The organism is Planctopirus sp. SH287 (genome assembly GCF_056500625.1).
Genome location: NZ_CM151403.1, coordinates 1826920 through 1843677 on the forward strand (window position 1 = coordinate 1826920; position 16758 = coordinate 1843677).

10 protein-coding genes are annotated in these 16758 nt (G+C 51.6%); 4 read left to right on the forward strand and 6 right to left on the reverse strand.

Going from position 1 to position 16758, the window contains the following annotated elements; genetic code table 11:
- Positions 1-3: 3 nt before the first annotated feature.
- The 4 genes from cas8g1 to SH287x_RS06890 form a co-directional block, all read right to left on the reverse strand.
- Positions 4-2196 carry a type I-G CRISPR-associated protein Cas8g1/Csx17 gene (gene cas8g1, locus SH287x_RS06875; protein WP_479517855.1) on the reverse strand — a complete coding sequence of 731 codons (2193 nt, stop codon included), beginning with the start codon at positions 2194-2196 and terminating at the stop codon, positions 4-6.
- Positions 2193-3995 (reverse strand): CRISPR-associated helicase Cas3', encoded by a 1803-nt coding sequence (gene cas3, locus SH287x_RS06880; protein WP_479517856.1) that lies wholly within the window; start codon positions 3993-3995, stop codon positions 2193-2195. The genes cas8g1 and cas3 overlap by 4 nt, the downstream gene beginning before the upstream one ends.
- Positions 3965-4567 (reverse strand): DEAD/DEAH box helicase, encoded by a 603-nt coding sequence (locus SH287x_RS06885; RefSeq protein ID WP_479517857.1) that lies wholly within the window; start codon positions 4565-4567, stop codon positions 3965-3967. Before SH287x_RS06885 ends, cas3 begins: the two co-directional genes overlap by 31 nt.
- 68 nt (positions 4568-4635) lie before the next feature.
- A complete protein-coding gene (locus SH287x_RS06890; protein WP_479517858.1) occupies positions 4636-5673 on the reverse strand; it encodes a helix-turn-helix transcriptional regulator in 1038 nt (345 codons plus the stop codon).
- Positions 5674-6063: 390 nt separating this feature from the next.
- On the opposite strand from SH287x_RS06890, the gene SH287x_RS06895 reads away from it, so the two are divergent.
- The gene (locus SH287x_RS06895; RefSeq protein WP_479517859.1) at positions 6064-7644 is read left to right on the forward strand and encodes an OprO/OprP family phosphate-selective porin; all 1581 of its coding nucleotides are present in this window, start codon (positions 6064-6066) and stop codon (positions 7642-7644) included.
- Positions 7645-7970: 326 nt separating this feature from the next.
- On the opposite strand, the gene SH287x_RS06900 is transcribed toward SH287x_RS06895, so the two are convergent.
- Positions 7971-9614 (reverse strand): S41 family peptidase, encoded by a 1644-nt coding sequence (locus tag SH287x_RS06900; RefSeq protein ID WP_479517860.1) that lies wholly within the window; start codon positions 9612-9614, stop codon positions 7971-7973.
- 655 nt (positions 9615-10269) lie between these two features.
- Here SH287x_RS06900 and SH287x_RS06905 point away from each other — a divergent pair.
- The 3 genes from SH287x_RS06905 (at position 10270) to SH287x_RS06915 (ending at position 14944) form a co-directional block, all read left to right on the forward strand.
- Entirely contained in the window at positions 10270-11196 is a 927-nt protein-coding gene (locus SH287x_RS06905; protein WP_479517861.1) for a DnaJ C-terminal domain-containing protein, read from the forward strand.
- Positions 11193-11864, forward strand: coding sequence for a hypothetical protein (locus SH287x_RS06910; RefSeq protein ID WP_479517862.1), 672 nt, complete (start codon positions 11193-11195; stop codon positions 11862-11864). Before SH287x_RS06905 ends, SH287x_RS06910 begins: the two co-directional genes overlap by 4 nt.
- 536 nt (positions 11865-12400) lie before the next feature.
- On the forward strand, positions 12401-14944 hold the full coding sequence (locus SH287x_RS06915; RefSeq protein ID WP_479517864.1) for a M1 family metallopeptidase: 2544 nt from the start codon (positions 12401-12403) through the stop codon (positions 14942-14944).
- A 169-nt stretch (positions 14945-15113) separates the two neighbouring features.
- On the opposite strand, the gene SH287x_RS06920 is transcribed toward SH287x_RS06915, so the two are convergent.
- Positions 15114-16217 (reverse strand): acyl-CoA dehydrogenase family protein, encoded by a 1104-nt coding sequence (locus SH287x_RS06920; protein ID WP_479517865.1) that lies wholly within the window; start codon positions 16215-16217, stop codon positions 15114-15116.
- Positions 16218-16758: the final 541 nt, after the last annotated feature.

Sequence of the window (16758 nt, forward strand, 5' to 3'; positions counted from 1 at the left end):
GAGTTATTCCTCAGTTTCAGGGGGATAGAGCACAGAATTTGCTAATTTGCCGAGATCGTTTTCGGAGACAGGAAAGAGCATGGCCGCCAACAAACGTTGCGGTGAGATCGATGAAGTGACATCAATTGTTTTCCCGGATTGACCGCTATTTCGGTAGCCATTCACCAGCAGTCCTCCCGATTTCAAACGGAGTGCTGCTCGGTGGACAGATTCGGCAATCGCTGTGGGGCGTCTGGATGCCAGGCAATGGAAGACTTCTCCATCAGTCTTGACATTGGCATTCTGAGATGCAGACGATGTCCAATAATGATTAGCGGCCTCAATCAGGCGATTTTGAGCCACCAATCGTGGGCAGCCATATTCAAATGGCGGATTCAATTCTGACCGACTGCCAAAAATCGGCTGGCTCGGAGCGATAACGCCCAGCAGGCCCCACAATAACTCGTCAATCTTAGTGTCATCGACGTTTCCTCGCAGGAAGTGAGTAATGTCGTCGAGGTTGGCATAACAATAGGAATTGTGCGATTCACTCTGGCGTTCATTGCGAAAGGTTTCTAGCTGTCGGCGTCGAAAAACTGAGGCCAAGTTGTTTTCGAACGACTGATTCGACCAGACTGCAGAGGTACTTCCTGGCTGCCATTTGGGAAAAGGAAGTGTGACGACTTCTTCAAGATAGGTGCGGATTGGCCCAACGTCACTGCCGCGAATCCCCTGGATTCCAGCGAGTGATAGGGCCAATCGAAACTCAGCGCTGTTGTCGTTCGTCTGCACGAGCCAATCAGAATTTAAGCCGCCCAGCGGAGAAATTCGTTTTTCTTGCGCAAATTTCAAACCCGTGGCGAGGGTCTTTTCGGCACGTCCCAGAGTGCGAAGAATGTTTAATAAATACTTGGCATCATTCCCCTGTTCGCTACGAATAGAGAATTCAAACATCACCTGATCAATACTGCGAAGAGCCGATTGATATCTCTGAGGTGTCTTGTCTTTATCCCGGCAGGCTGATCGCCATTGATTTAGCCATTGGGTCAATCGGGGGTCATCGAGCAATTTCGCCTGGGGACGAGGTGTGACGTTGATACGCCCCAATGGTGTCGCGAGGAATGCCAGACCATTGCGTTTCAAAAAACCATAGCGAACAAAAGAGGCAATTCCCCGGCTGACGCCCAGGAGGTTAATGGATAATGCAAACTCCACGGCATTGCGGGCTTGGTGGCGACCTAATTGTGCTCGCCCTTCAGCGAAGAGTTTTCGCACTTCAGCGTATGATGTGGGGGGATTCCAAAGCGGCAACCAGAGTTCAGCGCGGGAACCGTCTGTTGTCTCTTCATTCCCGATAGCGGAACCATAGCCAACGGCTACGGAGTCGACAGTAAAAGGGAAAGATGCTTTCAGCATTCCCGAAGAGTCGAGCCGGCGTGCGACGGAGCCTGCAAACAGCACTGCTCCTTCCACCATCAGGACATATTCCCAAGGATTCACGCGGGAATCGGCTTCAAATTTCCCCTGAATACCGTTCGCTCCTCCAATGCCTCCGGGATTGAATTGACCAATCGCAGATTTCCCCAAGGAAACGATAGTGTCTGCAAACAGGGCTGCGTTGAGGAGTTGTTCTGATGTGTCTGACGAAGAGCTTTGCTCGTCAAATCGAATGACATCAGCCAGTCTCTGAAAGAAATTATTCGTAAAGTCGAGTCGGCCATCATTGCCACCTGTCCCTAGCAAAGGAAAGAAGCCCGCAGCATCGTCACGAAGAACGAAACAGCAATCCAGCCATCCACCGACCTGATCATTCAGTTCGTTACGACAGGCGACGAGTAGCCGAAGCTTGTCTTCGTCTTTTGGCTTTTGTGAAGGAATTAACTGCCGGATGGTGGCGATGGTCTCGCGATAGGGCGCCAGACGCCGGGACGATGAAGCGGCAATGGCTTCGAGTGGTTCTGCCCCGCCTCCATAGAAGCCGCTTCCTCCGTTCCAGGGTGCCACAATCGGTGTGGGATGATAATCCTGCAGGAAGAATTTGATGAGGCGTTCACGATCAAACTCAGTGTGGAGAACGGCTACGCCGCCTGACCAGGAGAGCTTGGCTTTGGGGTCGCCGTGTTTGGTGTCTTCGGTCACCAGACGGAAAATCCCCAACGCCTTGAGGTAATTCATCAATGGTTCTGGCGTACAGCCCGTTAGCTCTATCTGATTCATCGTCCTGCCTCCTCTTGGCTGGCCTGCACATCAGCTGCTCGCAGCAAAGCTTCCAGATAAGCCAGCTTGAATGGCCCCAGCTGTGCTAAAAATTCCAAGGCTTGACCTGTCCAACTGGCATCCCCTCCCAATTGCATCGGGGAGAGGTCAAGTGTGATTGTTGGGGTCAGCGTGTCTGCTCCCAACTGCGTAACAGGTAACTCATCACCTTGTTGAATTCCGAGTGCGAAAAGCATCTGCGGGTCATCTGGCAATGTTTCACCCGGCAGACTCCGAATGCTCAGGCGGACTCGGCCATGGTGAGATGCCATCAGGTAGACGGCTTCAAAAGACAAACCCGATTGAAGTGCTGCCAAGGAGGAGGCCAGTTCGTGTCGGAAGTGTTTGCGGTCTCCGTAAGTCAATCTTCCTTGTTTGCCGGATTTGGCCCACAGTTTATCAGTCAGGAGTTCCGGGTTCACACCTCGCAATCCATCTTGAAATGCAGGATGGGCCTTCCCCAGATCGTGCCAGCGAGCAGCCAGGAGCAGAGTTTCTGCCTGGAGCGTTTCCGGCAGAGTTTGCAACATTGCTTCTAACTTGGCGACAACATGATCGGTGTGCTCTTCAATGGTATAGGGTGTTTCATCCGTTAAAGAATGGGGATCAGAATCAATCGATTCTTCTGCTTGAGGACGTTGCTCCAGCGGAAGTTCTATGACAAGCGAGGTGGAATCGGGATCCCAACCGAGATCGGAATAGCCTCCCACCTCACAGGGGAGCAGAATGACCATACCAGGGCGAACAGCACGTGAATTCAGTTCGACCCACTCCGCATCGAGATGATCCCAAATGAAGGCCTTGCCTCGTTTTTTTTCAGAGATTGTTTCCAGAAATTTGATCGCCTGACCAATGGGAACCGAGCAAAGCTCCCGGCGTTCTGGTTGAGATTCACCGGGAATATTTTCCACCCATTTTCTCCAGAAAATCTGCACATCCGTTTCAGGATCGTCCCCTCGGATGAATCGAGAGACATCAATATCGTTCCCTGAAAGATCAGGAGCGGTATCAAACAGATCGATCAAGTCGCGCCGACGAAGAACATGCTTGTGTTCAAAGGGAAGTTCAATTTTTTGCTGCCGCTTGAACTCTGTCAGTGCCTGAGGCGAGACATTGTGGCCATCCAGTTTGAGCAACTGCTCTCTGGCGAATTCAAGATCAATGGTCGTGTAAGGAAGAGCCAGTTTGTCATCAAAATTGATCCAGAAAACCTGTGCTGGATCAGCAGAGGTTCCATCGTCTCCTGTTCGGTTACAACGGCCAAAACGTTGGACAAGGCTGGCCCAGGGACTGAGTTCAGTCATTAAAGTTCTTGCTGAAATATCAACGCCGGCTTCAACAACTTGCGTGGCAACAATGATTCGATCATTGGCTGAATCCCCTTTTTCCTGAAGAAGCGTATTGCGTTCTTCACGTTCTTTGGGACGGTACCGTGAATGAATAAGAAGGAGAGTGGGACGTTCGTTTTTTTTACGCAGTTTGAGTAGCTCATCATAGACCGCTTTGGCTCGATCAACGGTATTCAATACAATGAGAGTTTGTGTCCCCGGTTGATGCTTTTCCCATGCTGATTTTGCGACATCCTTCATGTCTTTTGATGAAGTCGCACTTAATTTTGAAAGTGTCTTTGCCGCAGTCATTTTTTTGAATAATGGAAGCTCGGGAGCATAGTCAGCCTCTGTCAATTCTTGGGGAGAGGTGTTGAATTGCCCGCGAAAATCGACTGTATCTAACCACGCGGGTTCGAGCGTGGCTGACATCCATAATGATTGGCAAGCACCGTAAGTGGAAAGGCTTTTCGTAAGCCAGCCATCTGCGAGGAGGTGCTGACACCGCCTGCCATGAGCTGTGGCTCGTCAAAGACCCACAAGCAATCGTTATTGAGCAGCCCAAAATCGATGGGCCAGTGAAAGCGGCTGGCAGCATAGCCCCGATTCAGCGCTCGGGATAATAGCATATCCTGAGTGCCAATCAGTATGGATGGTCGTTCGGGATGGAGAAACCAACGTTCCGATTCAATTCCCCCCATCAATACATGGACGCCTACGGGGGTCTTTAATACTTTTGCAAGTTGCTGAATCCATTCTCGGGCTTCCCGAGCGGTTTGCTCAACCAGAACACGCATGGGCAGGCAATAGACAAGACGCCGTGGAGTGCTCTCCGGTCGCGATTGCCGTCTCCACAACCAGCCAAGAATCGCGGTGGCTGTCTTTCCGGCTCCGGTGGGAGCATTTAATAATAACGGCAGTTCTTCCGCCGTCGCGAACTGCTCCTGATAAGGATAAGGGGTGCACCCTTTGGTGGCGGTATGGAAGAATTTCTGAAAAGTCATTATCTATTTACCTGGTGTGTATCTGTTTACTTGCTGTTGTGATGATTTAATATTTGCTCGTATCCTGGCTAATTTCTGTGATCAGCAGATTGCCTACGATGATGATGTGGACTCGGTTGCTGGCTGTATTGTGATAAGGCCTTTGATAAGCTGGCAACGACACCTTCTCGCAATGTGTCCGGTTCCAGGACTTCAGCCAGGTGGCCGAAGCTGAGAATCCAGGATTTGAATTCTTCAAAGCTGGATAAGTTGTATTCAGCCAGAATGCTGCCATCACGTTGTGAGATGAGCTTTTGGCTGGGATGAAACTGTTTTTCTTCCAGGATGCGGACAACCTTGGGCGAAAAACGAACGCGGACGGCTTGAGGCGGGCCGTCACCAGAAAAAATGCCGAAAGAGTGGGCCAGGTGACTGGCTGTGTCAAAATCGTCCGGGCGTTCAAATTGCAAGCCGAGATGCTCTGCCGAGGCAATGCGATCGATCTTGAATGTCCGAATGGCTTCATGGTCTTTCGACCAGGCAATAATATATAACGCGCCGCGATGATGGACTAAAGAGTAGGGATGAATGTCGTAGAAAGTGACTGGTTCAGTGGCTCTGAGGCTTTGGTAAGTGATGACCGTCAGTTTGCGATCCTCGATAGCAATCATCAGGTTGTCAATTAGCTCGCCGCGCGATTGATAATCAATCAGGGCGTGCGAAGTCATATAGAAACTGGTGGCCAGCTTTTGCAGGTGCCTGAGTGCCGGCTCACCCAGAGCAGCTTTGACTTTGGAAAAAGCACTTTGCGAGCCTTGCCAGAACATGGTGCCTGCTAATCCTTCCAGGAACTGCCGGCCCAGGTAGAGGGCGGCGGCTTCTTCCAGCGTAAACGTCAATGCTGGCAGGCCCGCTGTGCTGTCCATCATCCAGTGCTTGCGGCCATGATCTCCCACACGTTCTTTGATCGGAAAGGCCAGACGCTGCATCAGACGCAGGTCGCGTTGAACGGTTTTTTGAGAGACCGAGGTTTCTGCCGCCAGTTCTTTCAACGTCACTCCGTGCCGACGAGCAGTGAGCGTCCGGAGTATCGACCATTGGCGAAGCAGTTGTTCGGAATCGGCCATCTTGGGATAGTCCTCGTTCAACCTGTCGTGGTTGTCTTGGGAGTGATGATATCCAAGCCCCAGGCCAGTCTGTGTCGCACGTTACTGGTGTTCACTTGAGTGGTCAACCGTCAATAATAATTTGTGGTTTTTTTGGCCAGTGAACCAATCAGCTGAGAACTGAGAGATGATCGCGTGGCGACTTTTGCCGGACTTCGCGCGTTGCAATCCGGAGTCTCATCGTAATTTTCTATCTTTGACCGCTCAGTGCTCCACCTGGCTAGCCGTTACAACCGATACCTACAGAAACGGTGACTTGTTTCGGCTACGTTTGGATCGCATCGTGTGCTGTCCTACTGCGGGATGACTGCTGGACTGTGCAGAATCTCGTCTGTGATGCTGAAATTCTGGATGCGTGATCAGTTGTTGTCGCGTGCCTTATTTGGCGACATGATTCTTATGCCAGCACGATTCGGCTTGATCGTGATCATCGCGGTCAGCTTGAACCTCTGTAGCAGAATTGCTTGCGCGCAAGATGAGGTGCGCCGCGAATCACAGTCGGTCGCTTCTGCCACGATGCCCACTGATTCGTATGGCTTCTCGTCTCCGCCTGGTATTGAGCAACTTTCAGAACCTCTGATTCCGTTTCAAGACTCATTACCTTTCAACGAGGTTGTTTCCCCAAAGGCGGATACTGCCGCTGAGAGCGAAATCGCTGACGAACTCAGGCGTCTTCGCGAGCGTCTGGATCATGTCGAAAAACAACTTGAAGCGGAGCACGCACGCTCGATCCAAAAAGAAACATCACCCATCAATACTTCCAAGAAGAACTTGCCCACTGTCGAGTGGACTGGGCAGTTGCAGATTGACACCGTTTTTTCTGATCAATCAGAGGAAAATCGGTTAGCTGTCGGCGATGCTCCCAATGGAACTGACTTTCGCCGTGCACGTTTGGGGGCAATCGGTCGATTTGAGGAGTGGTATGAATACCGTATCGAAATGGATTTTGCGCTGGCAGGTCGACCCAGCTTTCTGGACGTCTGGGTTGGACACCAGCATGTCCCTTTCTTTGGAACAGTGCGTGTCGGGCACTTCTTTGAGCCATTTAGCCTTGAACGGTTATCCGCGAACCGATTCAGCACATTTTTAGAGCGTGGTTTGGCCGACGCGATGGCGCCTGCTCGTAATACGGGAATCATTGCGATTAACTCGACTGAGTCGGATCGCTTGATGTGGCAATACGGCTTTTTCAAATCAGGCAGTGATAATTACGGTGACGATGTGGGCGATTCCCCCGATTGGGCATTTAGTCATCGCATCGTCTGGGCGCCAGGATTTGACCCTGCGAATACTCGTTATCTTAATCATTTTGGTTTTGCACATAGCATTCGTCGTCCTGATGACCGGCAATACCGGATTGCGACCACGCCCGAAATCCGCATGGCTGAAACCGGAGGGGCCAGCATTCCCAACTTCGTCGATACGGGCAACATTCCCGCGGGTACCGTAGATTTGATCAACTTTGAGATGGCCTTTGTCCGCGGGCCTTTATCGTTTCAGTCAGAATACAACCTTGTGCAGGTCGATCAGATCGATGGCCCACAAGCGCAGTTTCATGGAGCTTATGCTTTTGTCAGTTGGTTTATTACTGGTGAGCACCGGCCTTATGTCACCCGCAGCGCTTCGGTCGTGCATCCCACAGGAATGTTCGGGCGACCCATTCCGAAGACGAATGTTCTTCCCGCTCCCGGAAGTACCCCTGTTCCGGCTGGCCCTGGTGCTTGGGAATTAGCGGCCCGCTGGTCATGGATCGACTTGCAGGATGTCAACATTGCCGGCGGTGAGTTGCATGACCTGACAGTAGGTGTCAATTGGTATTTGAACCCCTACATGAAAGTTCAGTTTAACTACATTCATCCGATTCTGAGAAAACAGGGCTTTGGCACCAGCACTGCTAATTTTGTTGGAATGCGAGTGAATTGGGACTTTTAGACCCGTTTCCAATTCGGTATGGCGGCGTATATTCGTCATTTGTCCTGGAAAGTATAGTTATTTACGCCGCCAGAACGTGACTGATATGAGAGAAGTCGCACTGGAATCGCTGTTATGAAGTCATTGAGTCGACGATCCTGAAACACTATTTTTCTGCATGAATTCTCTTGCCCTTTTGCTAAACATCACCGTTGTTTGCAAAGAGTTTTTCATTACGAGTGTGCAGGAAACGAACCAAGCCCGTCATTCATAGGGAATGACGGGCTTGGTGTTGATAGGCGCCTTCTGTCGTAAGACAGCGGGTTCGTCTTACTTTTTTGAGGTGATTACCTTCGGGCGAGTTGGCGTCGCAGTGAGTTCATCCCAGCAGCCAGATCCTGATCATCCTCGGGGTTTTCGTTTCTCAAGCCACGGTAGCCCGCGAATTGTTCTTCTGCCAGCTTGACGGCGACGTCAGGCTCGACACCAATTTTTCCATAGGTGTTCCCTTTGGGCGAATAGAACTTGGCAGTCGTTAATCGCAGACCTGTTGATGAACGCCCTGGCAGAATACTCTGGACGCTCCATTTTCCATAAGTTTTGCGTCCCACAAGCACGCCACGACCATGATCGTGAATGGCACCCGCGACAATCTCGCTGGCGCTGGCACTGTCACCGTCAACGAGAATCGCCAGAGGGACATTCCAGTCGTTTCCGCGAGTGGCGGTGTAGCTCCAGTTCTGATCCTGTGTGCGTCCCTTGGTCGAGACGATCATGCCGTCATCAAGAAAACGGTCGAGAACTTCGACAGCGGCTGTCAGCAGTCCTCCCGGATTACCACGAAGATCCCAAATGAGCGCTCTCATTCCCTGGCCGTGCAATTCATTGAGTGCGGCGTCGAGTTCTGCTGCCGAATTTTTCTGGAAGCCAGTCATTTTAATGTAGCCGATGCCATTGACGGGATCGACGATTCGCACGATGGGAATGCTTTTGACTTTAACTGCCCGGCGTTTCAAGTCGGCCTGGCGGATTTGTTCTGTGCGAGGATTTTTCAGATCCAGACGCACCCGGCTGTCTGGTGACCCCTGGAGGAGTTGTGCGGCTTCTTCAGTACTCATGTTTTGGCAGTTGACACCATCGATGCTGACGATGAAGTCACCCGGAGCGGCTCCCCCTTCTTCTGCGGGGCTATCGCTGAGGACATTGATCAGAAACATTCCTTTACCAGGCTCGGCCTTCATTTCGATGCCGATGCCGACGAACTCGCCTTCGATGTTGCTGTAGAGGTCATCCAGGCGGCCAGGGGTGAGGAAACTGCTGTATTCATCCAGGGCATTGCAACCGCCAAAGACGTATTCCATGACCGTGGCACCGGGAGCAATCTTCAATTCACTGGAGGCCAGGCGAGCGACTTCGCTGACAACCATCCGGGCCTCTTCCATGCTGCCGCATGGCTTATTCCAGTATCGATCCCTCAACATCACTCGAAACGAACTAATCGTTCTTGGCGGAATAGATGCCGCGTTTTGTGCAATAAATTTTTCATTGGCCAGAGCGATATACAAACTCTCTGTTCCATGGGCGACAAATGCTGTGGGGCTGATGGTGTCGACGTAGTATTTTCGGACTTTGAGGATCGCGTCGTCCAGGAAGACCAGCGAGTCGTTCAGCGAAACGGTCGTCAGCCCTTCTGTGTAGCTGCGATCGGCATAGCGGCGATCAACTGAATACTGAATGCGTGTTCGCCGAAGGCCGTATTTCAGCTGCGGATTTTCGGGCCATTGTTTAAGCCCTTTCTCATAGAGTCCGATGGCTTCAGCCCACTGCCGGCTTCGCTCAAAGTCAGCCGCCCTTTCAAGAGCTGCTGATTCAGTGGCTGGAAGTGGAGTCTCTGCCTTGGCTTCGGCGGCAAAGGCAACTGCCCAGCCGATCGCCGCAAAGGCAAGATATGTCCAAACAGATTTTGAGCGCAGTCCAAATGGTGGATGCACCTTGAAGCCCCCCTCAAGGATCTAACGAGAGCGTCCGCAAACCGTGCCCATTGCAATTACCCGCGTGGCAATGTAGCCAAAGATAGCGTGACGTGTGTAACCGGGTGGCAGCAATGTTTCTTTAACGAAACTTTCGTTGCCCCGACAAAACGACTATAGGTCGCCCTGAGCACAGGTCAAATTGCTTCTTCTTTGCGTTCTTTCGCCGATCGTTAAAACCGTCACATACTGACAGCAGTTTGCATGAAGGATCAAATTCCGTCTGTTTTCGCTCAATTTGTGTCACTGGAACACAAATTGGCAGACAGCATTTTGTTCTTCTGCAAACTCCCTTGAGCCGAGGTGAATTTCTGGTGGGACAACACCCCTGCCCTGACAGATTGTTGAACTGTGCTGCAGTCTCGTTGGCCTGCTCACAGTTCAATGTTTAATCTGTCAAATCAGGTTTGAAGCTCCACGAGACATCGCCTCTCCTGGCAAACGTCGTGTCCAGTTCCCAAACAGTGCAAAGCATGTTCCAGATGAGGGACAATTTATGAGCAGAATTCTTTGAAACAACTGCCGTGAGAACCTAACTCATGAGTCCACAATTGAAAACGTTTTATCGTATACTTTGGGAACGGTGAAATTTACGGACGTCAGGAATCCATACAGCATGCCAGGACAGGACTATTACTCGGTACTTGGTGTTACAAAAACTGCAACCACGGACGAAATCCGCAAGGCTTATCGCAAGCTGGCTCGGGAATATCATCCTGATGCCAAGCCCGGTGATGCGGCAGCCGCTCAACGGTTCAAGGAGATCCAGGAGGCTTACGACGCGGTTGGAGATGAGGACAAACGTAAAAAATATGACCAGCTAGGCCATGATTTTTATCGGGCTTCCAATGGAGAAGGCGGCGGTGCGCCCTACGGTCGTTCTCCGTTTGGTGGGGCCGGTGGCGGCGGCGGTGCGTCAGCTGTCGATATTGAAGATCTTTTGGGAAGTTTCGGCTTCGGCGGGTTTGGTGGCGGCAGTTCTCGTGGTGAGCGATCGCGATCACGGCGGCCTCCCCGCGACATTGAAATGCCGGTCAATGTTCCCTTTGAAAAAGCAATTCTCGGAGGGAAGATCGATGTTCACCTGGCTCATCTCGAAGGAGGTGACAATGTCTCGGTGACAATTCCTGCCGGGATTGAGTCGGGAAAAAAGATCCGTTTATCGGGAATGGGCCCTAACCAGGAAGGTGATGTCCTTTTGGAAGTTCACGTTTCGCCGCACAAATTCTTCAAGCGGGACGGACGTGACCTGTTGATTGACTTGCCTTTGACACCGGCTGAAGCCGCTTTGGGGGCGAAAGTCGATGTGCCGACGCTTGAAGAAGGCCTGATGACACTGACTATTCCGCCGGGAACGTCGTCCAATGCCAGGTTGCGCTTACGGGGAAAAGGTGTTGCGGCTTCAAAGTCCCAACCTGCCGGAGATCAGTTTGTGATTGTGAAAATTGTTGTTCCCAAAACGCTCAGTCCTGAAGAAAAAGCGGCTTACGAACAACTCCAGCAGCATGGTCAACCCGCGCCACGAACTGGGATCTGGTTATGAAGCCTGTGTTTCAATCACGAATTTCGCGATGGACTCAGAGATTCGCGACTGTGGTGAGGTGGACTGTTCTGGCAGGGATGATGGCGGTTCTCGCCTTCTTCGAGCCGTCATTGGCTTTTTCATCAAAGCTGCAGAACATTGCAGCGGCGGCAGAAGTTCAAGTTTCCTCCGAACTGAAAACAGAGGGCTTACCTTCCGAGCAATTATCAGCCGGGGCGAAACCACCCGAAGTACAGCCAGAAGCTGCCTTAACACCAGTCACCGAAAGTCGACCTGCCGAAGAACTCGCCACTGATCAACCCGTTCGTGATCAGGCACGCAAATCGGAAGCTTCCCGAAAAGAGATGAGGGCGCGCGCCTGGGCCGGACTGGCGGCATTGGCTGGGATTGTGATCGCGGGTGTCATGCTGATGGTCTTAGTGCTGGTTTGGGCTCGTCGGCTGAAACGGATGAACCGGCGTCCCTTGCCTGCTCAGCATCGTTTACCGGAATATTGGTTCGTCAATAAGACTCCTTCGGTGATCTCTAAAACTTCTGCTGAAGCCTCTGAGGGACAGAAGCCAGTCACTGACCAGTCGGCTTCAGAGACGCCACACGAGGGGCCGAAGAAAGAACCGCCTGGTGGTTCTCCACCTGATGAGACTGGCACACGAACCGATTATTCGTAAAGGCGATGAATGACTCGTCTGACAAAGTCGCCCGATCATCACCTCTGACTCACTTCAGTTTGTCAAGATGCTGCCATATGACAGCGTTTGCCTGTCCCCTTCTCTGGCAGAGTCATTCGATGTGGGCTTGTGATAGAACAGGCTGAGTGATTCATCCCTCATTGAGTCACCAGTTTTTTGCCAATGCTGTTGACGTAGCCCCCGTGCCCTTTTTAGGTTCATGGAGATTCGTTGTGATGACGCGCTCCCGCATCACTTGGCGATTTTCGGTTCGCTGATTGTCCCGCAGGTCTCTTTGGATGCGCTGGTCACCAGGCCTTTCAGGCAATCCCGATTCTCCTAAAGAATCGGGATTAAACTGAACAAAAGGTTGTGTCAGGCATATTGCTGCACTTTCATAAGCTCATTGATTCCATGGGAAACAACAAATTTTCTGTGTCCATCGGTGGGGGTCTTATAAAGTGTCACCAAGGGGCCTCTGCTGGTAGTCGGGGCGACTGTTAACTCACATTCTCTACGAAGGACATCCCGCCTTTATGATGCCTGTTATCATGTCTTTTTTTGGCGTTCGAGATTCTTCACGTTGGCGACAGTCGCGTCCTGGAAAATGTGTCACGTTTGGCTGTCTGATCGTGGCAGGTTTGGCATTGGTCACCAGTTCCGGATTGGAAATCGCTCAGGGCACTGATGCACCCGTTGCAAACAACACTTCACCAGTGGGGCCTGATGCGTTCCAGCAGATTGATAGCCTCTTACCAACACCGACCGAAGCACGACTGGCTTCCGGTGCCCCTGGGCCGGCCTATTGGCAGCAACGAGCCAACTACAAGATTGACGCCACGCTCGATGAAGCAAAAAAAACGATCAGGGGGACAGAGAAAGTCCTTTACGAAAATCATTCTCCTCACAAACTTGATTATCTCTGGCTTCAATTACAGCCAGATACCTACACTCCAGAATCAATTGGTCATCTGACACGAACGTGGAGCGATAACGGTTCAGTCTCGATTAATACGTTGCGTCAAACGACGATTCCCGAAACGTTTGATGGCGGAATGAAGATTTCTCGAGTGGTTGATAAATCCGGGAAACCTTTATCGTTTCATATCCATCAGGGAATGATGCGGATTTCCATTCCCGGCGGGATTGGGCCAAAGTCGTCCTATGAGTTTGAACTCGACTGGCAATACCTGATCAACGATACCAAGTTGATGCCAGGGCGAACGGGCTATGAAATGCTCGATGACGGCAATGCCATCTATGGCCTGGCCTATTGGTATCCCCGCCTCTGCGCTTACACCGATTACGGGGGTTGGCGAACCAAGCAGTTCATTGGCCGTGGCGAGTTCACTGTCGAGTTCGGCGACTATGATGTCACCCTCCATGTCCCCGCAGATCATGCTCTTTCTGCGACGGGAGAACTGGTCAACATTAATGATGTCTTTACAGCCACTCAGAAAGAGCTTCTGAAAAAATCAGAGACTTCAGATGCGCCGATCTTCATTATCACCAAGGAAGAAGCTGAAGCCAAACGGAAGGTGACAAGCTCCCCGGAAATGAAGGCCTGGCATTTTAAGGCCGAAAACGTTCGTGACTTTGCTTTTGCCACTTCGCGAACTTTTGTCATGGATACCTGGGGTGTCCCTTTGAACGGCCGGGTTGTTCTCTGTATGTCTCTCTATCCGAAGGAAGGGATGCCTCTTTGGGATAAATACTCAACACATGCCGTGGCTCAGGCGATTGAAGTCTATTCTGAAGTGACTGGCATTCCTTATCCCTGGCCTCATTGCACCGCAGTCATGGGAGTCGTCAGTGGTGGGATGGAATATCCGATGATCAACTTCAACGGGCCGCGCCCCGAGAAGGATGGCACTTATACTGAAGCTGTCAAGAATCGACTCATTTCTGTAATCATTCATGAAACCGGTCACAACTGGTTCCCCATGATCATCAACAACGATGAACGGCACTGGATGTGGCTGGATGAAGGCTTCAATCAGTTTGTGCAGGGCTTTGCCGAACGATCCTGGAAGCGTCGGATGGGGAAGACCGGTGAGCCATCGCGTATTGCGGAATACCTCCAGAATCCTGCTCATCAGCCGATCATGACGCAGCCGGATAACCTTAAGGATGTCGCCAAAAATGCTTACGCCAAGACGTCGGTCGGTCTGACGATGTTGAGGGAAACGATTCTTGGCCGAGAGTTGTTCGATGTGGCATTCAAGGAGTATTGCCGACGATGGGCTTTTAAACGCCCTGAGCCTGCCGACTTCTTCCGAACGATGGAAGATGCCTCAGGCGTGGATCTTGACTGGTTCTGGCGAGGCTGGTTCTTTTCGACATCATCCAATGAGGTGGAGTTGCTGTCGGTCAATCGCCGCCTGCTCCAGACAGGCGATCCTGCCAAAGAGAAAGAGCGAGCCGATCGCAACGAGGCCAGGCTGTCTCTCAATCTGATGGATGAACGCGACGCCATGCTGCCGCAGCGAGTGGAAAAACATGAATCGCTTAAAGACTTCTATGACACCTATGATCCGCATGCTGTGACAGAGAAGAAGCAGGATCGTTTTCAGAAGTTTATGGAGCGTCTGACGCCTGAAGAGAAAGCCGTTCTTGAAAGCAGTGACTTACTCTATGAAGTGCGAATGAGAAACAACGGTGAATTGCCCATGCCGCTGATTCTCCAGTTGGAATTTGAGGACGGCACAAAGGAAATTCGGCGTTATCCTGCCGAGATCTGGCGCTTGGAAGGAAGCGAGATCGGCAAACTGATCATCACTGCCAAGCCTTTGAAAGCGGTGGTGATTGACCCTTACAACGAAACTGCGGATACAAACTTTTCCAATAATCGTTTCCCGCGAACCATTGGTGAAACGGATCTGACGATTACTAAGCCAGCGACCGGGGAAACGCGGGCGGCACCACGGCCAGGCACGCCCAATGCTCCAGGCAACACTCCTCCCGGAAACGAGTCAACAAACCCGATGCGAGAGCATCAGGAGGAACTCCGCCGAAAGGAGCAAGCCGAGAAGAAGGCTGCTGCGGCCAAAGAAGAGGCTGCCGAAAAAACTGCGAAATAACGACAACGTGACCGCGGTTGTCCGCTGTAATGATGTGGCAGGAACGCTAAAAAATTTCGGATTGATGAGACGTTGCGAGTTGGGAGAGATCCTGGCTTGCAACGTTTTTTATTGCCAGAACTCAAGATGGGTCGCGGTGAGAATCAGTGAAGTAATTTAACCTCCCCTGTTACCACCCTTCCCCAGTGCTGCAGGAAAGTTGCCGCAAGCTGGCAAGAACAACGGCTTGTGGGCATGACCAAACGGTAAAGAACATCGCTTCAGAGACAAGTCGGGCTGCAGGATGCCCTTCTACATAACCTGCCCCTTTACAGGCTGACAGGTAGATCTGTGCCGCTCGAGAGACGAGTGAGTTAGCCCTTTGACGAAGAATTTCCGGCGTCAAATCTGTGGTCTCATTCAGTACCTCAAACAGTTGCTTGTGCAATTCAAAGGATTCACTCAGCAAGGCCTCGTGGATCTCTTGGAGTTCCGGACGATGAGCCACCTCCAGTGCCAATCGGTCAATCGTTCCCAGTGTTGCTCCCAGGGCCAGTGAAGTGGTCGATAGTGAACCTGCCCCCTGCCCTTTGGATTTCTGGTTCGCAGGCCCGGTACTCCCTTTCATGACCTGTGGCGCTGGCCCTGCCACAAGATCATCTTGAGCAATCAAGACGTTTTGCAATTCTACTTGGCCAGTCTGTGTTGCTCGCAGTCCCATGAGTGGTGCTGGTGGTTGCACGGTGACGCCGGGCTGAGACATATCGACCATGGCCAGCACTTGAAGTGGGGTATCATCCAATGGAATGATGGTTCCGCCTGTGAGAATTGCGTCGGCCCTCTGCCCGGCACTCACCCAGGGAACCACACCATTAAGAAGGTAGCCGTCAGTGACAGGCACTGCTGTGACTGTTGGCTGCTGACTGAATTGGCGTGACGTGGTGAAATGCGAAATGCCGACAGTGGTGAATGTTGTTCCTGATGTGAGCCGTCGTAACCATTTGGCCCTGGTTTCCTGATTGTTCGATGCTGCCAGGCGAATGACTGACGCATTTCTTTGTGAAAGCAGGAATGACGTGGTCAGGCAGCCTCGTGCGAGTGTCATCCCCAATTCCAGGCGTTCGGCCTCGCTGTGCGATTCCATCGTCCCGCCAAACGAAGCCGGGACAAACCAGTTGAGAAATCCATGCTGTTCAACTTCGTTCCAGCGATCGATCACCCATGCAGGAGTTTGTGATGTGAGATCAGCGATCCCATGCCCCGACGTTCGAGGGAATTCCGAAGTGGAATTCATGAGAAATTCTTCAGTCTGCCAGGCTTTCACCAGGCGTGGCAACTGCGATCCCTGTCCGGATGTCTGGACGTTGTTTTGACGGAAGGGTTGATGCAAATCATTCAATGGTGATGATCCCATGCCTGAGAGAAGTCAAAGTTCAGGCTCAAATTGAAAAGTGGCAATCTGTCGTGGACTGCCGGGCAAATCGTCATCTTGAGGCTGAAAGATGGTGTGGCAGCTCACATCATGTTCTGTCTGGATCGCTGACTCAATGGAGGCGTGGAGACTTGCCGCTGAAAAGTGAGATCAGTGAACAGAGATTCGTGGTGCCTGCGGAGTCGACGATGCTTCACAAATCTGATAAATAGAAGCGAAGAATGTTGGGGACCGTAGCTCAACGGTTAGAGCAGGGGACTTAAGAGGACTGACCTAAACCTTTCAGGCATGGTTGAGTCCAATTGGGTTGCTGTCGTCTTCTTCGAGAGGACTTCAGTAGAATCTGTCAAATTCGGGGAACGCTAAACCTCTTTGAGGCATGCCAATCCCGAGCCAAACCGCT